Source organism: Pseudomonas sp. 273 (assembly GCF_029201425.1).
In the GTDB taxonomy this organism is placed as follows: domain Bacteria; phylum Pseudomonadota; class Gammaproteobacteria; order Pseudomonadales; family Pseudomonadaceae; genus Pseudomonas; species Pseudomonas delhiensis.
Window position 1 is genome coordinate 4,288,890 of sequence record NZ_CP116775.1, and the last position, 25,738, is coordinate 4,314,627.

A 25,738-nucleotide genomic window follows, 5' to 3' on the forward strand; every position below is an offset into this window, starting at 1 on the left:
ACGGCCCGCGCCCTGCCAAGGAGAACCCCATGAGCACCGCCGTCGAACCCTACAAGCCCGGCCACTTCGACCTGACCCACAAGCTCACCGTGGAGAAGCACGGCCACACCGCGCTCATCACCATCAACCACCCGCCGGCCAACACCTGGGACCGCGACTCGCTGATCGGCCTGCGCCAGCTCATCGAGCACCTCAACCGCGACGACGACATCTACGCCCTGGTGATCACTGGCCAGGGGCCGAAGTTCTTCTCCGCCGGCGCCGACCTGAACATGTTCGCCGACGGCGACAAGGCCCGCGCCCGCGAGATGGCCCGGCGCTTCGGCGAAGCCTTCGAGGCCCTGCGCGACTTCCGCGGCGTGTCCATCGCCGCGGTCAACGGCTACGCCATGGGCGGCGGCCTGGAATGCGCCCTGGCCTGCGACATCCGCATCGCCGAGCGCCACGCCCAGATGGCCCTGCCCGAGGCCGCGGTGGGCCTGCTGCCCTGCGCCGGCGGCACCCAGGCGCTGGCCTGGCTGGTGGGCGAAGGCTGGGCCAAGCGCATGATCCTCTGCGGCGAGCGGGTGGACGCCGACACCGCCCTGCGCATCGGCCTGGTGGAACAGGTGGTGGACAGCGGCGAGGCGCGCGGCACCGCCCTGCTGCTGGCGGCCAAGGTGGCGCGGCAGAGCCCGGTGGCGGTGCGCACCATCAAACCGCTGATCCAGGGCGCCCGCGAGCGCGGCCCGAACACCTGGCTGCCGGAGGAGCGCGAGCGCTTCGTCGACCTGTTCGACGCCGACGACACCCGCGAGGGCGTCAACGCCTTCCTGGAGAAACGCGAACCGAACTGGCGCAACAAGTAAGGACCGCCCCATGAACGTACTTTTCGAGGAACGCCACGGCCTGCACGGCTTTCGCATCGGCATCGCGACGCTGGACGCGGAGAAGAGCCTCAACGCCCTCAGCCTGCCGATGATCGAGGCGCTGCTGCAGCGCCTGAAGATCTGGCGCGACGACCCGCACATCGCCTGCGTGCTGCTGCGCGGCGCGGGCGCCAAGGCCTTCTGCGCCGGCGGCGACGTGCGCAAGCTGGTCGACGCCTGCCGCGAGCACCCCGGCGAGGTGCCGGAGCTGGCGCGGCGCTTCTTCGCCGACGAATACCGCCTCGACCACCTCATCCACACCTACGGCAAGCCGCTGATCTGCTGGGCCCACGGCTACGTCATGGGCGGCGGCATGGGCCTAATGCAGGGCGCCGGGGTGCGCATCGTCACCCCGTCCAGCCGCCTGGCCATGCCGGAGGTGAGCATCGGCCTGTACCCGGACGTCGGCGCCAGCTGGTTCCTCGCCCGCCTGCCGGGGCGCCTGGGGCTGTTCCTCGGCCTGGGCGCCACCCAGATGAACGCCCGCGACGCGCTGGACCTGGACCTGGCCGACCGCTTCCTGCTCGACGGCCAGCAGGAGGTCCTGCTCACCGGCCTGGTCCAGCTGAACTGGCGCGAACAGCCGGAGGTGCAGCTGCACAGCCTGCTCCGCGCCCTGGAGCACGAGGCCCGCGGCGAACTGCCCGAGGCCCAGCTGCTGCCGCGCCGCGAACGCCTGGACCAGTTGCTCGACGTGGCCGACGCCAGCGACGCCTGGCAGGCCCTGGCCGCCGTGCAGAACGACGCCGACCCGCTGCTGGCCAAGGCGGCCAGGACCCTGGCCGGCGGCTGCCCGCTGACCGCCCGGCTGGTCTGGGAACAGATCCGCCGCGCGCGCCATTCGTCGCTCGCCGAAGTGTTCCGCATGGAGTACGCCATGAGCCTGAACTGCTGCCGCCACCCGGAGTTCGCCGAAGGCGTGCGCGCCCGGCTGATCGACAAGGACAACACGCCGCACTGGCACTGGCCGGAGATCGCTGCCATACCTGAGGCTGTGGTGGACGCGCATTTCGAGGCGACCTGGGAGGGCGCGCACCCGCTGGCGGACCTGTAGCCCCCGCCCCCTCCCCGTAGGAGAGCCTCGCGGCGTTCACCCTGGCAACCAGAGGAGAACGCGGATGAAACAGATAGCCTTCATCGGCCTCGGCCACATGGGCGCGCCCATGGCCGCCAACCTGCTCAAGGCCGGTTACCTGCTGCGGGTCTTCGACCTGGTGCAGAGCGCCGTCGACGGCCTGGTGCCGCTGGGCGCCAGCGCCGCGCGCAGCGCCCACGACGCGGTGGACGGCGTCGACGTGGTGATCACCATGCTGCCGGCCAGCCAGCACGTCGAGGGGCTCTACCTCGGCGAGCAGGGCCTGCTGCAGCACATCGCCCCCGGCACCCTGGTGCTGGAATGCTCGACCATCGCCCCGGCCTCGGCGCGCAAGGTCCACCACGCGGCGGCCGAACGCCGCATCCCCATGCTCGACGCACCGGTCTCCGGCGGCGTCGGCGGCGCCGTGGCCGGCACCCTCACCTTCATGGTCGGCGGCGACGCCCAGGTGCTGGAGAAGGCCAGGCCGATCTTCGCCGCCATGGGCCGCAACATCTTCCACGCAGGGCTCGACGGCGCCGGGCAGGTGGCCAAGGTGTGCAACAACCAGCTGCTGGCCATCCTCATGATCGGCACCGCCGAATCCCTTGCCCTGGGCGTGGCCAACGGCCTGGACCCGCTGGTGCTGTCCGAGATCATGCGGCGCAGCTCCGGCGGCAACTGGGCGCTGGAGGTCTACAACCCCTGGCCCGGGGTGATGGAGAACGCCCCGGCCTCGCGCGGCTACGAAGGCGGCTTCCTCAGCGCGCTGATGGCCAAGGACCTCGGCCTGGCCCAGGAGGCCGCGCAACTCACCGGCAACAGCACGCCCCTGGGCAGCCTGGCCACCAGCCTCTACCGCCTGCTGCTCAAGCAGGGCTTCGGCGACAAGGACTTCTCGGTGGTGCAGAAGCTGTTCGACCAGGGATTGTGAAGCGCAGCTTACGAGTGCATGGCGGCCCGGCCGGTTTTTCCCGCGCCGGGCGTGGCCGATCATGGGCGCCTTCCCGCCGTGCTACGGCCTTTCCCACGGAGTCGCAAGATGAAGATCGCCCTGATCGGTGCCACCGGCCACGTCGGCCATTATTTCCTCGAAGAAGCCCTGCGCCGCGGCCACGAGGTGACCGCCCTGGTCCGCGACCCGGCGAAACTGGCCGGCCGCGCCGGCGTCAGCGCCGTGCAGGCGGACGTCTACGACGCCGCGCAGGTGGCCAGGGCCGTCGCCGGCCATGACGTGGTCATCAGCGCCTTCAACGCCGGCTGGGGCAACCCGGACATCCGCGCCGCCCACGCCCGCGGCAGCCGCGCCATCCTCGAAGGCGCCAAGGCCGCCGGGGTGAAGCGCCTGCTGGTGCTCGGCGGCGCCGGCAGCCTGGACATCGTCCCCGGCCAGCGCCTGGTGGACAGCCCGGAGTTCCCGGAAGCCTGGAAACAGGGCGCCCTCGGCGCCGCCGACGCCCTCGACCAACTGCGCGGCGAAAAGGACCTGGACTGGGCCTTCCTCAGCCCGGCCATGCTCCTGGAAGGCGAACAGCGCACCGGCAAGTTCCGCATCGGCGGCGACCAGGTGCTGTTCGACGCCAAAGGCGAAAGCCGCATCTCCCTCCCCGACCTGGCCGTGGCCATGCTCGACGAGGCGCAAACCCCCGCCCACCATCGCCAGCGGTTCACCGTGGCCTATTGAGCGGAACAATGTAGGAGCGGGCCCTGCCCGCGATATCGCGCGCAGGGCGCGCTCCTACAAGGGAACACCGCGGGCGGGGCGGCGTAGGAGCGGATCTTATCCGCGAATCGCGCCGGTGGTTCCGGCCATCGCGGACAAGGTCCGCTCCTACGGGGAAATGCCGTGCCTCACGGCGGACTGTAGGAGCGGGCCCTGCCCGCGATTCGCGCGCAGGGCGCGCTCCTACAAGGGAACACCGCGGGCGGGGCGGCGTAGGAGCGGATCTTATCCGCGAATCGCGCCGGTGGTTCCGGCCATCGCGGACAAGGTCCGCTCCTACGGGGAAATGCCGTGCCTCACGGCGGACTGTAGGAGCGGGCCCTGCCCGCGATTCGCGCGCAGGGTCCGCTCCTACAGGGGAATACCGCGGGTGGGGCGGCGTAGGGCGAATAACCGTTCGCGGTTATCCGCCGCCGGCCGGAACACCGGAGCCCCACGCCGATGCGCCCTTCGTAGGAGCGAGGGGGACGCCTAGTTCTTGCTCGCGAACCGCATGGCACCGCGTTCGTTCGCGAGCAAGCTCGCTCCTACGAAAAGCCACGCGATCACCCCTCGCGCTGCGCCGGCGTGGCGATGTCGAACCAGAAGTCGAAATCGTCCAGCATGCCGAACAGCTTGGCCAGCAGCAGCGGGTTGCCCGAGCTCTTCAGCTTGCCCTGGGCGATCAGCACCAGCGGGTTGACCTCCTTGAGCAGCAGGCGGTTGAGGTCGGCGCGGTCGATGGTCACCGTCTGCCCGGCGTCCTCGCTGCGCACCCCGCGGATGTTGTTCAGGTGCGAGTTCTTCAGCTCCAGCAGGTATTCCTGGCCGATGTCCGGCAGCACCAGGTTGATGGCGAAGTCCTCGCCCTCGGCCTTGCCGGCGTTCAGGCGCACGCCCAGGTAGTCGAACAGCAGGCCGGTGTCCATGGCCGCCAGGGCGTCGGCGCTGGAGGTCTTCAGCGGCGGCAGGTCGCGCGGCACGCCGTGGCGCAGCTCGTCCGCCGCGGCCAGGTAGCTGTTGCGCCAGCCGGCGTTCTCCGCCTGGTAGCCCAGCTGCTCCAGGGCGTCGGCCTGCAGGCGGCGGGCGGCCTGGTTGCCCGGCTCGGCGAAGACCAGCTTGTTGACCACCTCCACCACCCAGCGGTACTCGCCCTGGTCGAAGGACTTCTGCGCCATCTGCAGCACATGTTCGGCGCCGCCCATGAACTCCACGTACTTCTTCGCCGAATCCTCCGGCGCCAGCGGGTTGAGGGTGGCCGGGTTGCCGTCGTAGTAGCCCAGGTACTTGTTCACCACCGCGCGCACGTTGTGGCTGACCGAGCCGTGGTAGCCGCGGTTGTACCACTCGTTGGCCAGCTCCGGCGGCAGCTGGAAGCGCTCGTGGATCTGGTTGATGGTCACGCCCTGGTTGGCCAGGTGCAGGCTCTGGTCGTTGAGGTAGCCGTAGAGGTCGCGCTGCTTCTCCAGGGTGCGGACGATGTCGTCGTGGCCCCAGCGCGGCCAGTTGTGCACGGCGAACATCACCTCGGCCTGGTTGCCGTAGCGGTGCAGCGCCTCGTTGATGTACTTGCTCCAGCCCAGCGCGTCGCGGGTCTCGGCGCCGCGCAGGGTGTAGAGGTTGTGCAGGGTGCCGGTGACGTTCTCGGCCATCAGCAGCGCCTTCTGCTTCGGCAGCCAGACGTTCATCTCCGACGGCGACTCGGTGCCGGGGGTGTTCTGGAAGGCGAGGTCGACGCCGTCGATGCGCAGTTGCTCGTCGGGCTTGTCGATGGTGCGGGTCGGCGCGATCAGGCTCATGGGGCCGTGGGCCACGGCCTTGCCGATGGCCATGTCGACCAGGCCGCGCGGGCCCTGGGGCAGCTGGGTGCCGTACTGGTAGGTGGCGCGGCGCAGCATGGCGTTGCCGGCCAGCACGTTCTCCTTGATCGCCGACTCCATGAAGCCCTTGGGCGCGATGATCTGCACCTCGCCCTTGTCCACCTGCTCCTGGCTCACCAGGCCCTTCACCCCGCCGAAGTGGTCGACGTGGGCATGGCTGTAGATGATCGCCTTGATCGGCTTCTGCCCCAGCTCCTGGCTGACCAGGGCGTAGGCCGCCCTGGAAGTGGCCGGGGTGGTCAGGGTGTCGATGACGATCCAGCCGCTGTCGCCCTGGACGAAGGTGATGTTGGCCAGGTCGAAGCCGCGCACCTGGTAGATGCCGTCGGCGACCTTGTACAGCCCGTACTTGAGGTTGAGCAGGGCCTGGCGCTGCAGGCTGGGGTTGATGCTGTCGATGTCCTGGCCGGCGTCGAGGAAGCCGAAGCCGCCCAGTTGCCAGGCCACGCTGCCGTCCTCGTTGCGGATCACCAGTTGTTCCGGGCGCTTGATCAGGCCCTGCTCGACGCGGGCGAAGTCGGCGCGATCGCTGAACGGCAGCGCCTCGCGCACCTTCTGCTGCAAGGCCACGGTGAAGGCGCTGGGCGGCTTGGGCGCATCGGCGGGGTCGTCGGCGGCCAGCAGGATGGGCGACAGGCCGGCCAGCAGGACGGCGGCGGAAAGGCGCAGCATGGAAGACTCCGGTTCTTGTTATGGGAATGCCTGGCACTATGCCGGCAGGCATGCTCATAATTCCAATGCATTCCTTTATCAATTCCGATGCAAATCAAGCATGACCGACCTGCGCCAGCTCCGCCATTTCGTCGCCCTCGCCGAACACGGCCACTTCGCCCGCGCCGCCGAGGCGGTGAACCTCAGCCAGCCGGCGCTCTCGCGCAGCATCCAGGCCCTGGAAAGCCAGCTCGACTGCCGCCTGCTGGACCGCAACCCGCGCGGCATCAGCCTCACCGCCCACGGCCGGCTGGTGCTGGAGCACGCCCGCCGGCTGCTGGCCGGCAGCCGCGCGCTGGACAACGCGGTGAGCCAGCTGGGCAACCTGGAGGCCGGCGAGCTGCGCCTGGGCGCCGGCCCCTTCCCCGCCGCGCGCCTGCTGCCGCAGACCCTCGCGGCCTTCAGCCGGGCCCACCCGCGGGTCAGCGTGGCGCTGGCCATCGAGAACTGGCAGGTCCTGCACCGGCGCCTGCTGGACGACGAGCTGGAGCTGTTCGTCGCCGACTGCCGCGAACTGCAGGACGACCCGCGCCTGGATATCCACCCGCTGCGGGTGCACGACAGCCTGCTGTTCTGCCGCCCCGGCCACCCGCTGCTGGCCCGCGGGCCACTGGCGATCGACGACCTGCGCGCCTACCCGCTGGCCGGCCCGCGCCTGCCGCGCGACGCCCAGCAGCGCCTGGCGCACACCCTGGGCCACGAACAGCCGCTGGACGTGCAGTGCGACGACGTGCTGATGCTCAAGGAACTGGTGCGCGGCAGCGACGTGCTCTGCCTGGCGGTGGCCGACGTGGTGGCCGCCGACGTCGCCGCCGGGCGCCTGGCCACCCTGGCCTGGCCGCGCCAGGCCGGCGACGCCGCGCTGCGCGGCTCGGCCTACGGCCTGGTGCGCCACGCCAGCCGCAGCCTGTCGCCGGCGGCGCAGGCCTTCGTCGAACGGCTGCTGGAGGTCGACGGCCAGCCCACCGAGGGCCCGGCGCAGAACGACTGACGGCACCCTCGGGTGCCGTCAGCGATGGCATCAGCGACGCCAGTAGTAGCCGGGGGCCGGCGCGTAGCGCGGCGGCGGCGGAGGCGGCGCGTAGTAGCGGTGGCCGCCGCGCCAGCCACCGTGGTCGTGTTCGTAGACCACGCAGCCGGACAGCGGCAGGAACAACATCAGGGCAACGAGAAGACGACGCATGGCTAACTCCTGATCGGCATCCGCTTCGAATCAGCGGCTTATACGATCAGACCCGACGCCCCGGCGGCGGTGCCCGGCCGCAGGGTAAAGCTTATGTAAATCACCTATTTACCTCAGGGCAGGCAGGTGCAGGACGCCGAAGAACAGCACCTGCAGGCGTTCCAGCCAGGGTTGCGGGCGCGCCTTCAGGCGCCGGCCCAGCAGCAGCACCTCGCCGGCGTGCACCACCAGCAGCACGACCGAGAGCAGCAGCAGCGGGCGGTACAGCTCGCCGAAGGGGTACAGCAGGTTGACCGCGGCGGCCAGCCAGAACATGGCCAGCGCGCCCTTGGCGAAGGACAGCAGGTGCGACATGGGCGACTCCGATGGAGTGGATGGTCCGCGCAGTCTGCCGCGGCGCGCACGCCGGCCGACACCGACTTTCGACTGGCGCACCAGGATGTGGCGGCGTGCTTCATCAGGGCGCATGGCGGGGCGGCGAAACCCTCTTCGCGGCGGAGCCGGCCCTTCTGCCATGGGCCCTGCGCGAAGTTGGCACGCCCCTCGCTTTGTCCGCGACGTGCAGGAATCGCCCGCCAACGCGGGCCGGCGGCACCACAATTCGAAATGGATGGCTAGGGTTCCGGCTCGCGCAGCGAGCGACTGGTCCGAGAGCCATCGACCTCCAGCGAGGTTACACGGCGGGACAAAAGCCCGGGAGAAGAGCGCGACATAGCCGCCCGACTCCTGCCCGCCCGACAACCAACCGGAGGTTCCCCATGCGCAAGCCCCGTCTGCCCGCCCTGCTCGCCGCAGCCCTGACAGCCCTAAGCCTCGGCGCCTCCGCCGCGCCCAAGGACAGCTTCAACCTCTGCTGGACCATCTATGCCGGCTGGATGCCCTGGGAATACGCCGCCAGCCACGGCATCGTCGACAAGTGGGCGAAGAAGTACGGCATCCACATCAAGGTCACCCAGCTCAACGACTACATCGAGTCGATCAACCAGTACACCGCCGGCCAGTTCGACGGCTGCACCATGACCAACATGGACGCCCTGACCATCCCCGCCGCCGGCGGCGTGGACTCCACCGCGCTGATCGTCAGCGACTTCTCCAACGGCAACGACGGCATCGTGGTCAAGGGCGAGGGCAAGAGCGTCGCCGACCTCAAGGGCCTGGACATCAACCTGGTGGAGCTGTCGGTGTCCCACTACCTGCTCGCCCGCGCCCTGGAATCCGCCGGGCTGAGCGAGAAGGACATCAAGACCGTCAACACCTCCGACGCCGACATCGCCGCGGCCTTCAACACCGACCAGGTGCAGGCGGTGACCACCTGGAACCCGATGCTCGCCGAAGCCCGCGCCAAGCCCGGCACCAGCGAGGTGTTCGATTCCAGCAAGGTGCCCGGCGAGATCATGGACATGATGGTGGTCAACAGCCAGACGCTGAAGGACAACCCGGCCCTGGGCAAGGCCCTGGCCGGCGCCTGGTTCGAGACGGTGGCGCTGATGAAGGCCGAGGACGCGCAAGGCAAGGCGGCCCTGGAACACATGGCCAAGGCCTCCGGCACCGACCTCGCCGGCTACCAGGCGCAGCTGGCCACCACCAAGCTGTTCGCCACCCCGGCCGAAGCCCTGGCCTTCGCCACCAGCCCGGCGCTGGCGGAAACCATGCAGCGCGTCGCCAGGTTCTCCTTCGCCCACGGCCTGCTCGGCGAGGGCGCCAAGAGCGCCGACGCGGTGGGCATGAGCTTCGCCGGCGGCGCCAGCTACGGCGACGCCGGCAACCTCAAGCTGCGCTTCGACCCGAGCTACGTGCAGCTGGCGGCCGACGGCAAGCTCTGACGCGCCAACGCTCACGCTTTTCGTAGGAGCGAGCTTGCTCGCGAACGCCCCCGCACCCAAGGCATCAAGCGGGTTCGCGAGCAAGCTCGCTCCTACAGGAAGCAACCCCCGACAGACAGGTAGGGAACCATGCGCCTGATCAACCTCCACCCCCAGCGCGGCGGCCGCCTGTTCCTGGTGCTGCTGCCCTTCGCCCTGCTGCTGTTCGCCTACCTCACCGGCTCGGCGACGCGGCTGGCGGAAAACCCCAACGACAAGCTGCTGCCCAGCGCCGCGCAGATGGTCGACGCCGTCGAGCGCCTGGCGTTCAGCGAAGACAAGCGCACCGGCGAAGTGCTGTTCTGGGGCGATACCGGCGCCAGCCTGCAGCGCCTGGCCCTGGGCCTGGGCATCGCTGCCCTGCTCGGCCTGGTGCTGGGCATCGCCGCCGGCAGCGTGCCGCTGTTCGGCGCGCCGCTGTCGCCGCTGCTCACGGTGCTGTCGATGATCCCGCCGCTGGCGATCCTGCCGGTACTGTTCATCGTCTTCGGCCTGGGCGAGCTGTCCAAGGTGGTGCTGATCGTCATCGGCATCGCCCCGTGCATCGCCCGCGACATCGAGCAGCGCGCCCGGGAAATCCCCGGCGAGCTGCTGATCAAGGCGCAGACCCTCGGCGCCAGCACCTGGACGCTGATCCTGCGCGTGGTGCTGCCGCAGCTGCTGCCGCGCCTGCTGGTCTCGCTGCGGCTGATGCTCGGCTCGGCCTGGCTGTTCCTCATCGCCGCCGAGGCCATCGCCGCCACCGACGGCCTGGGCTACCGCATCTTCCTCGTGCGCCGCTACCTGGCCATGGACGTGATCCTGCCCTACGTGCTGTGGATCACCCTGCTCGCCTGGCTGATGGACTGGGCCCTGCGCCTGCTCACCCGGCGCGCCTTCCCCTGGTACGAAGGAGGCAAGGCATGAGCTTCATCGACGTGAGGAACGTCTGGCAGGAGTACGCCGACAACGTCATCCTCGAACGCCTGAACCTGAGCGTCGCCGAGGGCGAGTTCTGCACCCTGGTCGGCGCCTCCGGCTGCGGCAAGTCGACCTTCCTGCGCCTGCTGCTCGGCCAGGAACGCCCCAGCCGCGGCGAACTGCTGCTGGACGGCAAGCGCCTGGCCGCCGAACCCGACCCGAGCCGCGGCGTGGTGTTCCAGCGCTACTCGGTGTTCCCGCACCTGAGCGTGCTCGACAACGTCGCCCTGGGCCTGGAACTGCCACGGGCGAAGCTGCTCGGCCGGCTGTTCGGCGCGGCCAAGCGCCAGGCCCGCGAGGAAGCCGCCGCGCTGCTGCAGAAAGTCGGCCTCGGCCACGCCCTGGACAAATACCCCAGCGCGCTTTCCGGCGGCATGCAGCAGCGCCTGGCCATCGCCCAGGCGCTGGTGATGAAGCCCCGCGTGCTGCTGCTGGACGAACCCTTCGGCGCCCTCGACCCGGGCATCCGCAAGGACATGCACGAGCTGCTGCTGCAGCTCTGGCAGGAAACCCGGCTGACCGTCTTCATGGTCACCCACGACCTCGCCGAGGGCTTCAGCCTGGGCACCCGCCTGCTGGTCTTCGACAAGGTCCGCCACGACCCGCAGGCGCCCAACGCCTACGGCGCGCGCATCACCTACGACATCCCGCTCAACGCCGACCGCCGCCTCGCCCGCAGCCAGCTCCCCGCGCCCCTGGCGGCGCGCCTGGAGCAGCCGGCCGCGCCGGTGATCACCCCGGCCTACTGAGGAACCCCCATGCCCGCATCCCTCGCCCTGCGTCCCACCCTCTACGAAGAAACCGTCCCCGGCGGCGGCCACACCTCCTTCGTCCTCAAGCGCGGCCAGCTGCTGCGCCTGACCGACCTCGAAGGCGGCGGCAACCTCAGCCTGCTGCTGTTCAACGCCCAGGAGAAAAGCGAACGGCTGAACCTGCCCGACAGCCTCAAGGCCCAGCACACCGCCAGGCTGACCGCCGGCCACTGCCTGTACTCGGACATGGGCCGGGTGCTGGCGGCCATCACCGCCGACAGCTGCGGCTGGCACGACAGCTTCGGCGGCGTGCTCAACGCCGCCGAGGTGCTGGAGAAGTACGGCCAGGGCCGCTACCAGGAACTGCGCAACGGCTTCCACCGCAACGGCGTGGACAACCTGCTGGTGGAAATGGGCAAGTGGGACATGCGCCTGCAGGACCTGCTGATGTGCCTGAACCTGTTCAGCCGGGTGGACGTCGACGCCGACGGCTGCTTCCGCTTCGCCGCGGGCAACTCGCAGGCCGGCGACTACGTCGAGCTGTACGCGCCGATGGACACCCTGGTGGTGCTCACCGCCCTGCAGCACCCGCTGGACCCGAACCCGCAATACGCGCCCAAGCCCATCGGCCTGAGCTGGCACAAGGTCGAGTCCGACGGCATCAGCGTGCTCTGCCGCACCTCGCGCGCGGAAAACGGCCGCGGCTTCCACAACACCGAACGCCTGTTCATCTGATTGGAAGAGACAGAGGACACTTGCATGCCCATCACCCACAGCGCCAAGCACCCCGAAGCCGCCGTCTCGCGCACCCCGATCGCCGCCGGCGAACCCAGCCTCACCGAACTCAAGGCCGGTCAGACCCTGCGCATCCTCGACCTGGAAGGCAACCAGGCGGTCGACACCCTGTTCTACAACGCCGGCAACCCGCGCGAGCGCTACGACGTGCAGCGCACCCTGCGCAAACAGGGCAGCGTCTACCTGTCCACCGGCAGCGTGCTCTACTCCAACCTCGGCAACCCGATGCTGACCATCGTCGCCGACACCTGCGGCCGCCACGACACCCTCGGCGGCGCCTGCGCCCAGGAAAGCAACACCGTGCGCTACGCCCTGGACAAGCGCTACATGCACAGCTGCCGCGACAACTTCCTGCGCGCGGCCCTGCACGACGGCCGCCTGGGCAAGGCCGACATCAGCCACAACATCAACTTCTTCATGAACGTGCCGGTCACCGCCGAAGGCGGCCTGACCTTCGAGGACGGCATCTCCGGCGCCGGCAAGTACGTCGAGCTGCTCGCGCACATGGACATCATCGTGCTGATCTCCAACTGCCCGCAGCTGAACAACCCGTGCAACGGCTGGAACCCGACGCCGGCGGAGTTGCTGGTATGGGACTAGGGCGGCGGCAAGCTGCAAGCGGCAGGCTGCAAGCGGTTCGGCGCTGGTTGTGGCTGCTGTGCCAGAGCCGCTCGGGACAATGCAGCCCCGCGCTCCGAACCGCCCTTCGTAGGAGCGAGCTTGCTCGCGAACAAGCTCCCCTGACACCCCGGCGCTAATCCGGTTCGCGAGCAAGCTCGCTCCTACAAAAGCGTCAGCTCCACGGACGACCGTGGTGCACACCGACTGACGGCGGGACGGCCCGCCACCCCATGGGGATTTCCTCATGTTCGACAAGCTCCTGATCGCCAACCGCGGCGCCATCGCCTGCCGCATCCTGCGGACGCTTCGTGAACTGCGCGTAGGCGGCGTGGCGGTCTATGCCGAAGCCGATGCCGCCAGCCTGCACGTGCAGCAGGCCGACGAGGCCTTCGAGCTGGGCGCCGGCCCCGCCGCCGGCACTTACCTCGCGGTCGAGAAAATCCTCGCCGCCGCCCGCGAAAGCGGCGCCACGGCCATCCATCCCGGCTACGGCTTCCTCTCCGAGAACGCCGCCTTCGCCGAAGCCTGCGAGGCCGCCGGCATCGCCTTCGTCGGCCCCACCCCGGAGCAGTTGCGGCTATTCGGCCTGAAGCACACCGCCCGCGCCCTGGCCCGCGAACAGGGCGTGCCGATGCTCGAAGGCACCGACCTGCTGGAAGACCTCGACGCCGCCCTCGCCGCCGGCGAGCAGGTCGGCTACCCGGTGATGCTCAAGAGCACCGCCGGCGGCGGCGGCATCGGCATGCGCGTGTGCCGTTCGGCGCAGGAACTGGTGGACGCCTTCGACGCGGTGAAGCGCCTGGGGCAGAACAACTTCAGCGACGCCGGGGTGTTCATCGAGAAGTACATCCAGCGCGCCCGCCACCTGGAGGTGCAGGTGTTCGGCGATGGCGCCGGCGAGGTCGTCGCCCTCGGCGTGCGCGACTGCTCGGTGCAGCGGCGCAACCAGAAGGTGCTGGAGGAAACCCCGGCGCCGAACCTGCCGGCCGGCATGGCCGACGAACTCTGCGCGGCGGCGATCAAGCTGGCCAGGGCGGTCAGCTACCGCAGCGCCGGCACCGTGGAGTTCGTCTACGACAGCGAGGCCGAGCGCTTCTACTTCCTCGAAGTGAACACCCGCCTGCAGGTGGAGCACGGCGTCACCGAGCAGGTCTGGGGCGTCGACCTGGTGCGCTGGATGATCGAGCTGGCGGCCGGCGAACTGCCGCCGCTGGGCGAACTGGCCGCCGCACTCGAGCCCTCGGGCCATGCCATCCAGGCGCGGCTGTACGCCGAGGACCCGGGCCGCGACTTCCAGCCCAGCCCCGGCCTGCTCACCGCGGTCGCCTTCCCGCCGGCCGACGGCCAGGCCCTGCGCATCGACACCTGGGTCGAGGCCGGCTGCGAGATTCCGCCTTACTTCGACCCGATGATCGCCAAGCTGATCGCCTGGGCGCCCAGCCGCGCCGACGCCAGCACCGCGCTGGACCAGGCCCTGGCCGAAACCCTGCTGTACGGCGTGGAAAGCAACCGCGCCTACCTGCGCCAGATCATCGCCGACGCCCCCTTCGCCAGCGGCTCGCCCTGGACCCGCTGCCTGGAGGGCCTGCGCTACCGCGCCGAGACTCTCGAAGTCCTCTCCGCCGGCACCCAGACCAGCGTCCAGGACTACCCCGGTCGCCTCGGCTACTGGGCCGTGGGCGTGCCGCCCTCGGGGCCGATGGACGACCGCGCGCTGCGCCTGGGCAACCGCCTGCTGGGCAACCCCGAGGGCGCGGCGGCGCTGGAGATCACCCTCAGCGGCCCGACCCTGCGCTTCAACACCGACGCCGTGGTGGCCGTCACCGGCGCGCCCCTCGCCGTGCAGCTGGACGGCCGCGAACAGCCCATGGACACCAGCCTGTTCATCCCCGCCGGCACCACCCTCAGCCTCGGCGCCATCGCCGGCGCCGGAGCGCGCAGCTACCTGTGCCTGCGCGGCGGCCTGCAGCTGCCGGACTACCTCGGCAGCAAGAGCACCTTCACCCTCGGCCAGTTCGGCGGCCACGGCGGCCGCGCCCTGCGCGCCGGCGACGTGCTGCACCTGGCGCCGCTCTCCGACGCCCGCCATGGCCAGAGCCTGCCCGCCGAACTGCGCACCGAGCTGCCGGCGCTGCGGCGCATCCGCGTCATCTACGGCCCCCACGGCGCGCCGGAATACTTCACCCCGGCGTACATCCAGACCTTCTTCGCCACCGCCTGGGAAGTCCACTTCAACTCCAGCCGCACCGGCGTGCGGCTGATCGGGCCGAAACCGGAATGGGTGCGCGACAGCGGCGGCGAGGCCGGCCTGCACCCGTCGAACATCCACGACAACCCCTACGCCATAGGCGCGGTGGACTTCACCGGCGACATGCCGGTGATCCTCGGCCCCGACGGCCCCAGCCTGGGCGGCTTCGTCTGCCCGGTGACGGTGATCGAGGCCGACCTCTGGCAACTCGGCCAGCTCAAGGCTGGCGACAAGGTGCGTTTCGAACCCGTAGACATCCCCACCGCCCGCGCCCTGGCCGCTCTTCGTAGGAGCGAGCTTGCTCGCGAACCCGATGCCGATGCCGAACCGTTCGCGAGCAAGAGCTGGGGCGCCCCCCTCGCTCCTACAAGAGCAGCAGCGCTGACCTCCCCCATCGTCCTCGACCTCGGCCAGGCCGACACCCGCCTGGTCGCCCGCCTCGCCGGCGACACCCACCTGCTGCTGGAGATCGGCCAGCCCGAGCTGGACCTGGTGCTGCGCTTCCGCGCCCACGCGCTGATGCAGGCCCTGGAAGCCCTGGCGCTGCCCGGGGTGATCGACCTCACCCCGGGCATCCGCTCGCTGCAGGTGCACTACCAGCCCGAGACGCTGTCCCTGGCGCAACTGCTGGAAACCGTCGCCGGGCTGTGGGACGAAGTCTGCGCGGCGCGCGACCTCAAGGTACCCTCGCGGATCGTCCACCTGCCGCTGTCCTGGGACGACCCGGCCTGCCAGCTGGCCATCGAGAAATACATGACCACGGTGCGCAAGGACGCGCCCTGGTGCCCGAGCAACCTGGAGTTCATCCGCCGCATCAACGAACTGCCGGACCTGGAGGCGGTGTACCGCACGGTGTTCGAGGCCAGCTACCTGGTCATGGGCCTGGGCGACGTCTACCTGGGCGCCCCGGTGGCCACCCCGCTGGACCCGCGCCACCGCCTGGTGACCACCAAGTACAACCCGGCGCGCACCTGGACCGCCGAGAACTCGGTGGGCATCGGCGGCGCCTACCTCTGCGTGTACGGCATGGAAGGCCCCGGCGGCTACCAGTTCGTCGGCCGCACCCTGCAGATGTGGAACCGCTACCGCGAGGTCGCGGCCTTCGCCGGCAAGCCCTGGCTGCTGCGCTTCTTCGACCAGATCCGCTTCTACCCGGTGAGCGCCGAGGAACTGCTGCGCATCCGCCGCGACTTCCCGCTGGGCCGCTACCCGCTGCGCGTGGAGGAAAGCGAGCTGTGCCTGGCTGACTACCAGGCCTTCCTCGCCGCCGAAGCCGACAGCATCGAAGCCTTCCGCGGCCACCAGCGCGCCGCCTTCGACGCCGAGCGGCAACGCTGGATCGCCTCCGGCCAGGCCCACTTCGACAGCGAGGAGGTCGCCCCCGAACTGGGCGAAGACGCGCCCCTGGGCGCCGGCCAGCACGCCATCGAAAGCCACGTCGCCGGCAACCTCTGGCAGGTGCAGGTGGCCGAGGGCGCCAGCGTCAAGGCCGGCGACACCCTGGTGATCCTCGAGTCGATGAAGATGGAGATCCCCCTGACCGCCCCGCGCGACGGCGTGGTCCGCGAGGTCCGCGTGCAGCCCGGCTCGCCGGTGCGGGCGGGGCAGCGGGTAGTGGTGCTGGAGGAGGCTTGAACAGGCGCGCCAAGCAAGAGCAAAGAGCCCCTCTCCCCAGCCCTCTCCCGCAAGCGGGAGAGGGAGCCGTTCGGAGCGGGGGTGAAGATTCGATTCATCCTGCAACCACGGCCCGGTCCGTGGTTCGAACCCGACACCACGCCGAGCCGCTCTTTCCCCTCTCCCTTCAGGGAGAGGGCCGGGGAGAGGGTTGCCGGCCCAGAACTGGAATCCCGAGCATGCCCCACACCTTCGACCTCCGCCTCGCCACCCTCCGCGCCGCCTACCGCGAAGGCCGCGCCACCCCGCGCCGGCTGATCGCCGAGCTGCGCGACAGGGCCGCCGCGCTGAACCCCGACTACCACCTGTTCATCCACCTGCTCACCCCGGCGGAACTTGAGCCCTACCTGGCCGCGCTGGACGGCCGCTCGCCCGACGAGCTGCCGCTGTACGGCATCCCCTTCGCCATCAAGGACAACATCGACCTGGCCGGCATCCCCACCACCGCCGCCTGCCCGGCCTTCGCCTACGTCCCGGAAGCGTCGGCCAGCCTGGTGCAGCGCCTGGTCGAGCTGGGCGCCGTGCCCCTGGGCAAGACCAACCTCGACCAGTTCGCCACCGGCCTCAACGGCACCCGCTCACCCTACGGCGAATGCCGCAACAGCGTGCTGCCGGACTACCCCTCCGGCGGCTCCAGCGCCGGTTCCTCGCTGGCCGTGGCGCTGGGCGTGGCGAGCTTCGCCCTGGGCACCGACACCGCCGGCTCCGGCCGCGTGCCGGCGGCGCTGAACAACCTGGTGGGGCTCAAGCCGAGCAAGGGCCTGTTGTCCAACCACGGCCTGGTGCCGGCCTGCCGCACCCTGGACTGCATCAGCTACTTCACCGCCACCGCGGCCGAGGCCAGCGAACTGCTCGCCCTGACCGCCCGCCACGACCCGCGGGACGCCTACAGCCGCGCCAACCCGGCGTGGAACGACGGCAGCGCCTTCGGTACGCCCAGGCCCTTCCGCTTCGGCGTACCGCGCGCGCAGGACCTCGAGTTCTTCGGCTGCACGCAAGGCCCGGCGCTCTTCGCCCGGGCCATCGAGCAACTGCGCGGCATCGGCGGCACGCCGCTGGAAGTCGACTTCTCGCCCTTCCTCGAAGCCGCCCGCCTGCTCTACGAAGGCCCCTGGGTGGCGGAGCGCTACAGCGTCGCCGGCGAGCTGATCGAGCGCGATCCCAACGCGGTGCTGCCGGTGATCCGCGCCGTGCTGGAAAAGGCTCCCGGCGCCAGCGCCGTGCAACTGTTCCGCGCGCAGTACCGCCTGCAGGAGCTCAAGGCGCATTGCGACGCGATCATGGCCGAGCTGGACTGCATGCTCACCCCCACCATCGGTCGCCCGGTGCCCCTCGCCGAGCTGCACGCCGAGCCGGTGCTGCGCAACGCCGAACTGGGCTACTACACCAACTTCATGAACCTGCTGGACTACGCCGCCCTGGCCCTGCCCAGCGCCTTCATGGCCAACGGCCTGCCCTGGGGCCTGACGCTGTTCGGCCGGGTGTTCAGCGACCAGTACCTGCTCGGCCTGGGCGACGCCTTGCAGCGCGCCAGCGAGCTGCCCCTGGTCGGTGGCAACACCCTGGCCGGCCCGGCGCCCAAGGCCCCGGCGCGCAACGACCACGCACGCCTGGTGGTGTGCGGCGCGCACCTGGACGGCCTGGCGCTCAACGGGCAGTTGCGCCAGCGCGGCGCGCGCCTGCTGCAGGCCACCCACAGCGCGCCGGCCTACAGGCTGTATGCCCTGGCCGGCGGCCCGCCGCTGCGCCCGGGCATGCTGCGGGTGGCCGAGGGCGGCGTGGCCATCGAGGTGGAAGTCTGGGAGCTGCCCAGCGCCGAGCTGGGCTCCTTCCTCACCGGCATCCCGGCGCCCCTGGGCCTGGGCAAGGTGGAGCTGGCCGACGGCAGCTGGGAGACCGGCTTCATCTGCGACGCCTGGGGCCTGGCCGGCGCCGAGGACATCAGCGCCTGCGGCGGCTGGCGCGCCTGGCTCGCCAGCCGCGGCTGAGCGCCGCAGTGGAGCGCCGCCGTGGGAGTCGCTAGAGTGGAAGAGTGACCGCCCCCACTCCACCGGATGAACGCACTCGCAGGATGGGTTGAGCCTGCGAAACCCATGCTGCCGTGATGATGGGTATCGCTTCGCTCAACCCATCCTACGAAAAGCGATTCGGTGCAGTCGGCAAGACAGTTGCTCCTACGAGGTGCTCCATGCCCACGCTCAGCCATCACGACGCCCAGCAGCGGGTCAATGACATCCACGCCTTCACCCGCGAGCTGCAGCGCCTGGGCGAGGAAGGCGCGCTGAGCCTGGACGCGGCCCAGCGCGAGGGCCTGCAGGCGCACCACCTGCGCCTGCTGGACAGCTATCGCGAACAGTTCGACATCGACCGCGACAGCCAGGACAGCCGCCTGTCCCTGGGCATGCGCATCGCCTCCTTCCTCGGCGCGCTGGCCCTGGCGGCCAGCCTGTTCTTCCTCTTCTACCAGTTCTGGGGCCTGTTCGGCGAAGCCGTGCAGGTGGCCATCCTCATCGGCGCCTCGCTGCTCACCCTGCTGGCCACCTTCTGGCTGCAGCGCCGCGACGCCTCGGGCTACTTCGCCAAGCTGGCGGCCATGCTGGCCTTCGCCGCGCTGGTGCTGAACATCAGCATGCTCGGGCAGATCTTCAACATCACCCCGTCCGAGCGCGCCCTGCTGCCCTGGGCGGCCTACGCCCTGCTGCTGGCCTACCTGTGCGACGCGCGCCTGCTGCTGGCCACCGGGCTGCTCTGCCTGATGGGCTTCATCGCCGCGCGCATCGGCACCTGGAGCGGCGTCTACTGGCTGGACGCGGGCGAGCGCCCGGAGAACTTCTTCCCCGCCGCCGTGCTGGTGTTCCTGGTGCCGCTGGCGTTCGAGCAGCGCCGCTTCGACGGCTTCGCCGCGCTGTACCGGGTGTTCGGCCTGCTGGCGCTGTTCGTCCCCATGCTGGTGCTGGCCAACTGGGGCAACGGCAGCTACCTGCCCTTCGCCCCGCACCGCGTCGAGGGGCTGTACCAGGTGCTCGGCTTCGCCTGCGCCGCCGCGGCCATCTGGCTGGGCGCGCACCGCGAGTGGCCGGAGGTGGTCAACACGGGCCTGGCGTTCTTCGTCATCTTCCTCTTCACCAAGTTCTACGACTGGTGGTGGGAGGTGCTGCCCAAGTACCTGTTCTTCCTCGCCCTGGGCGTGGCGGCGGTGCTGATCCTGCTGTTCCTGCGCTACCTGCGCAACGCCCACGGCCTGCTGGGAGGACGCCTGTGATGAACTTCACCCGCAACCACGGCCTGCTGCTGGGCCTGGGCCTGATCCTGCTGAGCAACGCCGCCGCCCTCGGCGCCGCGGCCTGGAACCGCAGCGGCGAGCCGGACAGCCGCCTGAGCCTCGGCGAGCGCGAGCTGCAGCGCAACAGCGACTGGCACCGCGAGAACAGCGGCGTCAGCCTGCGCCTGCTGTGGCGCATCCCGGGCGACGAGGCCAACGCCGCCTGGGCGCCGCGCATCCCCTGGAGACCATGCGCGCGCTGGGCTTCCAGGTGCCCGGCAAGGTCGACCGCGACAGCGCCCTGGCCTTCGACCGCCAGCAGGCCCGCGACGCCCTGCTGGTGCTGGAGCTGGACGGCCCGCTGTACCAGCGCGAGCTGGGCCTTGCCCGCGAGCGCCTGGCCCAGGCGGAGAAGCGCCTGGCCGCCAGCCCCGACGACGTGCACCTGAAGAGCGAACGCGACTTCCAGCGCAACGCCCTGGACAACGAGGAACAGCGCGCCAGCCGGCTGTTCCTGGCCGACGCCGGCACCGACCTGCAGGCCCTGCGCCAGCGCTACCCGGACCGCCAGCGCTACGCCATCGTCCACGGCCAGGTGCGGCCCATCTCGCTGTACCGCAACCGCGCCTGGGCCCTGGGCGGCAGCGCCAGCACCGAGGGCGTGCGCGCGCTCAACGTGCCGCAGCGCTGGCACGACGAACTGGAGGGCCTGGCCCCGCGCGCCGAGCAGCGCGCGGCCCAGGAGCAGCCACAGCCCTTCGGCGCCGAGGTGGCCTTCGGCCAGCGCCTGGAACCCTGGATCGAGCAGATCCAGGCGCGCTGAGTGGGCCTGGCCAGGTGCCAGCAGGACTTTGGGCCTAATACCTATTGCACATTGCGCCACCGCGCCAGCGGGCTAAGGTGAAACACAGGCCCTGCCGATATCCGCGACGGAGCCCGTGCCAGTTGTAATGTCTCGAGGACTGCTCCCTTCCTCCCAGCCCCGCCACCCGGCGGGGCTTTTCTTCATGGCCTGGCACTCCCCTTGCTAGAGCTTCCCCGGCACGGCCCAACGGCGGGTCCGTCCACCGACACCGGCGTCCCTTCGCCCGCCCGTCGCGGCGCGAAGCGGCGCCTTTTTGCCCAGAGGTAGCGATGACCGACATTACCGCCAAGCTGCACCCACTGGCCTGGGTCGCCGGTTCCGATGCACCAGAAAAGAGCGTGCTCGACCTGGGCTTCATGGCCCTGAGCGACGCCGCCTCGCTGATAGTCGCGGCCACCCAGGGCTTCGCCCAGCCCTACGGGCTGACGCTCAACCTGCACCGCCAGGGCTCCTGGGCCATGCTCCGCGACGGCCTGCTCGGCGGCCAGCTGGATGCCGCCCATTGCCTGTACGGGCTGGTCTACGGCGTGCAACTGGGCATCGGCGGGGTGCCGGCCACCGACATGGCGGTGCTCATGGGCCTGTGCCAGAACGGCCAGGCGATCAACCTCTCCGCCGCCCTGCAGCGCGACGGCGTGACCAGCGCCGATGCCCTGCGCCAGCTGGTCCTGGGCCAGGGCGCGCGGCTGACCCTGGCGCACACCTTCCCCACCGGCACCCACGCCCTGTGGCTCTACTACTGGCTGGCCAGCCTGGGCATCCACCCGCTGCGCGACGTCGACACCCTGGTGGTGCCCCCCACGCAGATGGTCGAGCACCTGCGCGCCGGGCGCATCGACGGCTTCTGCGCCGGCGGGCCCTGGGGCGCCCTGGCCATCGACGAAGGCATGGGCTTCACCGTCGCCACCAGCCAGTCCATCTGGCCGGACCACCCGGAGAAGGTTCTGGGCGCCACCCGCGCCTTCGTCGAGGAATGCCCCAACGCCGCCCGCGCCCTGGTCATGGCCCTGCTCGACGCCAGCCGCTTCATCGAGGCCAGCGAAGAGAACCTGCGCGGCACCGCCCAGCTGATCAGCGGCAGCGACTACCTCGACGCGCCCCTGGCGAGCATCGAGCCACGCCTGCTCGGCCACTACCAGGACGGCCTCGGCCACGCCTGGAAGGACGCCCACCCGCTGCGCTTCCACGACGCCGGGCGGGCCAACCAGCCCTGGCTGTCCGATGGCCTCTGGTTCATCACCCAGTTCCGCCGCTGGGGCCTGCTGCGCGGGGAGCCGGACTACCAGGCCGTCGCCGCGCAGGTGCAGCAGCAGGCGCTGTACCGCGAGGCCGCCCGGGCCCTGGGCATCGACGTGGACGAGCGCGGCCTGCGCAGCTCGACGCTGATCGACGGCAAGCCCTGGAACGGCGAGGATCCGGCCGGCTACGCCCGCGGCTTCGCCCTGCACGCCCTGAACGACGCCTGAGGGAGCTGCGAAGATGCGCATCCTGCTGATCAACGACACCGCGAGCAAGGTCGGGCGCCTGCACGCCGCCCTGGTCGAGGCCGGTTTCGAGGTGCTCGACGAGTCCGGCCTGAGCGTCGACCTGCCGGCGCGGGTCCAGGCCCTGCACCCGGACGTCATCCTCATCGACAGCGCCTCGCCCGGCCGCGACGTGCTGGAGCAGGTGGTGCTGGTGAGCCGCGACCAGCCCCGGCCCATCGTCCTGTTCACCGACGAGCACGACCCCCAGGTGATGCGCCAGGCCATCCGCTCCGGGGTCAGCGCCTACATCGTCGAAGGCATCCAGGCCGCGCGCCTGCAGCCGATCCTCGAAGTGGCCATGGCCCGCTTCGAGAGCGACCAGGCCCTGCGCGCCCAGTTGCAGGCCCGCGAGCAGCAGCTGGCCGAACGCAAGCGCATCGAGCTGGCCAAGGGGCTGCTGATGAAGATGAAGGGCTGCCCCGAGGAAGAGGCCTATACCCTGATGCGCCGCCAGGCCATGAGCCGCCAGCAGAAGCTGGTGCAGGTGGCCGAGCAGATCATCGCGATGCACGAAATGTTGGGGCACTGACACGCGGCCAGTGGCCAGCGGCGGCACCGCGCGATCACCGCGCCAGCGCCGCTGCTGGCCCAGCCCGCGAGCGAAGCGGCCTATGCTGCTGCCGCCCCGCCCCACCGGCGGAGCCAGCATCCGCTTCCGCCGCCTACGCGGAAGCCCGCAGTGGGCGTGCGCGGCCAGGCACCCGGACGCCCATCCGTCAGCGCCGGCGCGCCGGCCCGAAAGAGGCACCCCATGCTCGACATCAGTACCTGGAACCTCAGCGTTCCCACCGACCCCAGGCCCACCGAGGTCACCACCCAGCAGATCGCCCGCGGCTACCAGAGCCACTTCTTCACCCGCAACAGCGCGCGCATGAGCTTCTGGGTGCCGGTCACCGGCTCGCACACCTCCGACAGCGTCTTCCCGCGCAGCGAACTGCGCGAGACGCTGCCCGACGGCTCCATCTACAACTGGTACTACCGCGCCGCCGACAACGAGCTGCGCGCCACCCTGGCGGTGGAGCAGGTGCCGTCGAAGAACAAGGTGATCATCGGCCAGATCCACAGCAAGTCGCCCTACAGCAACGACGGCGAGCCGCTGGTCAAGCTGCAGTACCACTACATCCCCGGCCAGGAAAGCGGCCGCATCGAGGCCCTGGTGCGCAACCACCCCGACGATTCCGCCGTGGTCAACGTGCCCCTGCTCAACGGCGTGCAGCTGGGCGAGCGCATCACCTACAGCCTGCGCGTCACCTCCTCGGGCAACCTGGGCATCCGCGCGCGTAGCGCCGACGGCGCGGAGAACTACTACAGCAAGGCGCTCAGCAGCACCTGGTCGAAGCAGCTGCTGTACTTCAAGGCCGGCGCCTACATCGCCGACAACTACGGCCCCAGCGACGAGGGCGCGCGGGTGACCTTCTACCACATCAACATCGCCCACCGCTGAAATCACCCGCGGGCAGGATGCCCGGGCGGGCCGCCAGGGCCTAGAATCGGCGCCTTCTTCCACCGCTTCGCGCAAGGTACCCATGGCCCGCCTCGACCTGCAGTTCCCCGAGGAACTGTTCTGCTACCAGACCCAGCTGACCGTCCGCGTCACCGACATCAACGGCGCCCGCCACCTGGGCAACGACTCCATGATCTCGATGATCTCCGAGGCCCGCGCCCGCTTCCTGTTCGACTTCGGCATCAGCGAGGGCGTCGGCGCGGACGGCATCGGCATCATCGTCACCGACCTGGCCACCACCTACCGCGCCGAGGCCCATGCCCGCGACCGCCTGCTGTTCGAGGTGGGCGTGATGGACTTCAACAGGTATGGCGGCGACATCATCTTCCGCATCAGCCGCCCGGCCGACGGCACCCTGGTGGCCATGGCCAAGTCCGGCTTCGTGTTCTTCGACTACCGCCAGCGCAAGGTGGTGCCCATGCCCGAAGCCATGCGCACGGCCTTCCCGGCGGTCAACCGGGTGGACTGAGCGCCCCATCGGCGGGCACCGGGCCCGCCCCGGCGCCCCCTTCTGGTTCGCCCGCGCGCCGGGCGGCCGGCCAGGTACCCGATTCCACGCCACTTGCGCGGTTGGCCCGGCCCTTGCTGGAGCCCCTGCGGTGGCGATCAACGGCGATCCCCCATTCACACGACAAAGGCGTCGCATCCGCACCTGCCCCCGGGGTAGTGCGCGGAGCGACGCCTTTTTCGTTTCACCCCGGCGCAGGGGTGTGCGGGACCTGAACGAGACGCGCGACCGCCGCTGATGGCGGCGCCACGACCCCCTCTACCGTTGCTGACGAGGTACCCCCATGAACACCAGCTTCTGGAAAGCCGGCCACGCGCCGACGCTGTTCGCCGCCTTCCTCTACTTCGACCTGAGCTTCATGGTCTGGTACCTGCTCGGCCCGCTGGCCGTGCAGATCGCCGCCGACCTGCAGCTGACCACCCAGCAGCGCGCCCTGATGGTCGCAACGCCGATCCTCTCCGGCGCCCTGCTGCGCTTCGTCATGGGCCTGCTGGCCGACCGCTGGTCGCCCAAGCGCGCCGGCCTGTTCGGCCAGGTGATCGTCATCGCCAGCCTCGCCGGGGCCTGGAGCCTGGGCATCCACAACCTGGAGCAGGCGCTGCTGCTGGGCGTGCTGCTGGGCATGGCCGGCGCCTCCTTCGCCGTGGCCCTGCCGCTGGCCTCGCAGTGGTACCCGCCGCAGCACCAGGGCAAGGCCATGGGCATCGCCGGCGCGGGCAACTCCGGCACCGTGTTCGCCGCGCTGTTCGCCCCGCTGCTGGCCGCCGCCTTCGGCTGGCAGAACGTCTTCGGCTTCGCCCTGATCCCGCTGCTGCTGACCCTGGTGGTGTTCGCCCTGCTCGCCCGCAACGCCCCCGAGCGCCCCGCGCCCAAGGCCCTGGGCGACTACCTCAAGGCCCTGGGCGACCGCGACAGCTGGTGGTTCATGTTCTTCTACAGCGTGACCTTCGGCGGCTTCCTCGGCCTGGCCGCCACCCTGCCCGGCTACTTCCACGACCAGTACGGCCTGGACCCGGTCACCGCCGGCTACTACACCGCCGCCTGCGTCTTCGCCGGCAGCCTGATGCGCCCGCTGGGCGGCGCCCTGGCCGACCGCATCGGCGGCATCCGCAGCCTGCTGGCGATGTACACGGTGGCCTCGGTATGCATCGCCGCGGTCGGCTTCCACCTGCCCAGCGCGGTGGCCGCCCTGGCCCTCTTCGTCGCCGCCATGCTCAGCCTGGGCGCCGGCAACGGCGCGGTGTTCCAGCTGGTGCCGCAGCGCTTCCGCCAGAGCATCGGGGTGATGACCGGGCTGATCGGCATGGCCGGCGGCATCGGCGGCTTCTGCCTGACCGCCGGCCTGGGCGCCGTCAAGCAGGCCAGCGGCGACTACCAGCTGGGCCTGTGGCTGTTCGCCGCCCTCGGCGTGCTGGCCTGGTTCGGCCTGCACGGCGTCAAGCGGCGCTGGCGCACCACCTGGGGTAGCGCTGCGGTGACTGCGGCGCGGGTGTGACAGGCGCGGCCGGTGAATCCAATCGCGGACGGAGTCCGCTCCTACGACCGTGCTTCCTGGAACCGTAGGAGCGGACTCCGTCCGCGATTCGCCGTCGTTGAAAACGGCGGACCGGGAATGACGAGGTGAAAGGATGATGCCGATCCCCCAGGCCACTCCGAACGGCCCCCTCTCCCTCTGGGAGAGGGCTGGGGTGAGGGCTCGGAG

The 25,738-nt window shown here is 70.4% G+C and carries 22 protein-coding genes, 1 pseudogene and 1 riboswitch; of the genes and pseudogenes, 20 read left to right on the plus strand and 3 right to left on the minus strand.

Annotation, left to right across the window (positions count from 1 at the left end; all coding sequences use genetic code 11):
* Positions 1-29: 29 nt before the first annotated feature.
* From PKO50_RS19515 to PKO50_RS19530, 4 genes are all read left to right on the plus strand, one after another.
* Positions 30-848 (plus strand): enoyl-CoA hydratase, encoded by an 819-nt coding sequence (locus PKO50_RS19515; RefSeq protein ID WP_109935257.1) that lies wholly within the window; start codon positions 30-32, stop codon positions 846-848.
* Between the two features lie 10 nt (positions 849-858).
* A complete protein-coding gene (locus tag PKO50_RS19520; RefSeq protein WP_275626968.1) occupies positions 859-1,962 on the plus strand; it encodes an enoyl-CoA hydratase/isomerase family protein in 1,104 nt (367 codons plus the stop codon).
* Between the two features lie 64 nt (positions 1,963-2,026).
* Positions 2,027-2,917: a 3-hydroxyisobutyrate dehydrogenase gene (gene mmsB / locus PKO50_RS19525; protein ID WP_275626969.1), complete on the plus strand. Its 891-nt coding sequence runs from the start codon at positions 2,027-2,029 to the stop codon at positions 2,915-2,917.
* Between the two features lie 108 nt (positions 2,918-3,025).
* Positions 3,026-3,667, plus strand: coding sequence for an NAD(P)-dependent oxidoreductase (locus tag PKO50_RS19530; RefSeq protein ID WP_275626970.1), 642 nt, complete (start codon positions 3,026-3,028; stop codon positions 3,665-3,667).
* A gap of 584 nt (positions 3,668-4,251) precedes the next feature.
* Here PKO50_RS19530 and PKO50_RS19535 read toward each other — a convergent pair.
* The gene (locus tag PKO50_RS19535) at positions 4,252-6,237 is read right to left on the minus strand and encodes an alkyl sulfatase dimerization domain-containing protein (protein WP_275626971.1); all 1,986 of its coding nucleotides are present in this window, start codon (positions 6,235-6,237) and stop codon (positions 4,252-4,254) included.
* Positions 6,238-6,337: 100 nt separating this feature from the next.
* Here PKO50_RS19535 and PKO50_RS19540 point away from each other — a divergent pair, with 100 nt between their 5' ends.
* Positions 6,338-7,267, plus strand: a complete 930-nt coding sequence (locus PKO50_RS19540; protein WP_275626972.1) for a LysR family transcriptional regulator — start codon at positions 6,338-6,340, stop codon at positions 7,265-7,267.
* A gap of 30 nt (positions 7,268-7,297) precedes the next feature.
* On the opposite strand, the gene PKO50_RS19545 is transcribed toward PKO50_RS19540, so the two are convergent.
* Both PKO50_RS19545 and PKO50_RS19550 read right to left on the minus strand, forming a co-directional pair.
* Entirely contained in the window at positions 7,298-7,459 is a 162-nt protein-coding gene (locus PKO50_RS19545; RefSeq protein WP_177412063.1) for a hypothetical protein, read from the minus strand.
* Between the two features lie 108 nt (positions 7,460-7,567).
* Positions 7,568-7,813, minus strand: coding sequence for a DUF1145 domain-containing protein (locus PKO50_RS19550; protein WP_109934302.1), 246 nt, complete (start codon positions 7,811-7,813; stop codon positions 7,568-7,570).
* A 249-nt stretch (positions 7,814-8,062) separates the two neighbouring features.
* Positions 8,063-8,161, plus strand: a riboswitch (guanidine-I (ykkC/yxkD leader).
* Positions 8,162-8,217: 56 nt separating this feature from the next.
* Here PKO50_RS19550 and PKO50_RS19555 point away from each other — a divergent pair.
* From PKO50_RS19555 to PKO50_RS19625, 15 genes and pseudogenes are all read left to right on the plus strand, one after another.
* Positions 8,218-9,282 (plus strand): putative urea ABC transporter substrate-binding protein, encoded by a 1,065-nt coding sequence (locus tag PKO50_RS19555; protein ID WP_275626973.1) that lies wholly within the window; start codon positions 8,218-8,220, stop codon positions 9,280-9,282.
* A gap of 129 nt (positions 9,283-9,411) precedes the next feature.
* Positions 9,412-10,227, plus strand: a complete 816-nt coding sequence (locus PKO50_RS19560) for an ABC transporter permease (RefSeq protein ID WP_275626974.1) — start codon at positions 9,412-9,414, stop codon at positions 10,225-10,227.
* A complete protein-coding gene (locus tag PKO50_RS19565) occupies positions 10,224-11,030 on the plus strand; it encodes an ABC transporter ATP-binding protein (RefSeq protein WP_109934305.1) in 807 nt (268 codons plus the stop codon). The genes PKO50_RS19560 and PKO50_RS19565 overlap by 4 nt, the downstream gene beginning before the upstream one ends.
* A 9-nt stretch (positions 11,031-11,039) precedes the next feature.
* Positions 11,040-11,768, plus strand: a complete 729-nt coding sequence (locus PKO50_RS19570; RefSeq protein WP_109934306.1) for an urea amidolyase associated protein UAAP1 — start codon at positions 11,040-11,042, stop codon at positions 11,766-11,768.
* 24 nt (positions 11,769-11,792) lie between these two features.
* Positions 11,793-12,428: an urea amidolyase associated protein UAAP2 gene (locus tag PKO50_RS19575; protein ID WP_109934307.1), complete on the plus strand. Its 636-nt coding sequence runs from the start codon at positions 11,793-11,795 to the stop codon at positions 12,426-12,428.
* 265 nt (positions 12,429-12,693) lie between these two features.
* Complete coding sequence (gene uca, locus PKO50_RS19580) at positions 12,694-16,332, plus strand: urea carboxylase (RefSeq protein ID WP_109934308.1); 3,639 nt, start codon at positions 12,694-12,696, stop codon at positions 16,330-16,332.
* Positions 16,333-16,550: 218 nt separating this feature from the next.
* The gene (gene atzF / locus PKO50_RS19585; RefSeq protein ID WP_109934309.1) at positions 16,551-18,359 is read left to right on the plus strand and encodes an allophanate hydrolase; all 1,809 of its coding nucleotides are present in this window, start codon (positions 16,551-16,553) and stop codon (positions 18,357-18,359) included.
* A gap of 200 nt (positions 18,360-18,559) precedes the next feature.
* Positions 18,560-19,633: a DUF2157 domain-containing protein gene (locus PKO50_RS19590; RefSeq protein WP_275626975.1), complete on the plus strand. Its 1,074-nt coding sequence runs from the start codon at positions 18,560-18,562 to the stop codon at positions 19,631-19,633.
* Positions 19,633-19,800: pseudogene (locus PKO50_RS19595) on the plus strand (DUF4824 family protein); the annotation flags it as partial. The gene PKO50_RS19590 and the pseudogene PKO50_RS19595, both read left to right, overlap by 1 nt.
* A gap of 83 nt (positions 19,801-19,883) precedes the next feature.
* On the plus strand, positions 19,884-20,456 hold the full coding sequence (locus PKO50_RS19600; RefSeq protein WP_275626976.1) for a DUF4824 family protein: 573 nt from the start codon (positions 19,884-19,886) through the stop codon (positions 20,454-20,456).
* Positions 20,457-20,767: 311 nt separating this feature from the next.
* The gene (locus PKO50_RS19605) at positions 20,768-21,964 is read left to right on the plus strand and encodes a CmpA/NrtA family ABC transporter substrate-binding protein (protein WP_275626977.1); all 1,197 of its coding nucleotides are present in this window, start codon (positions 20,768-20,770) and stop codon (positions 21,962-21,964) included.
* Positions 21,965-21,977: 13 nt separating this feature from the next.
* A complete protein-coding gene (locus PKO50_RS19610; RefSeq protein WP_275626978.1) occupies positions 21,978-22,553 on the plus strand; it encodes an ANTAR domain-containing protein in 576 nt (191 codons plus the stop codon).
* Between the two features lie 222 nt (positions 22,554-22,775).
* Entirely contained in the window at positions 22,776-23,468 is a 693-nt protein-coding gene (locus PKO50_RS19615) for a polysaccharide lyase family 7 protein (protein ID WP_089391936.1), read from the plus strand.
* Between the two features lie 82 nt (positions 23,469-23,550).
* A complete protein-coding gene (locus tag PKO50_RS19620) occupies positions 23,551-23,997 on the plus strand; it encodes a thioesterase family protein (RefSeq protein WP_109934313.1) in 447 nt (148 codons plus the stop codon).
* Positions 23,998-24,319: 322 nt separating this feature from the next.
* Positions 24,320-25,531 (plus strand): nitrate/nitrite transporter, encoded by a 1,212-nt coding sequence (locus PKO50_RS19625; protein ID WP_109934314.1) that lies wholly within the window; start codon positions 24,320-24,322, stop codon positions 25,529-25,531.
* Positions 25,532-25,738 lie beyond the last annotated feature (207 nt).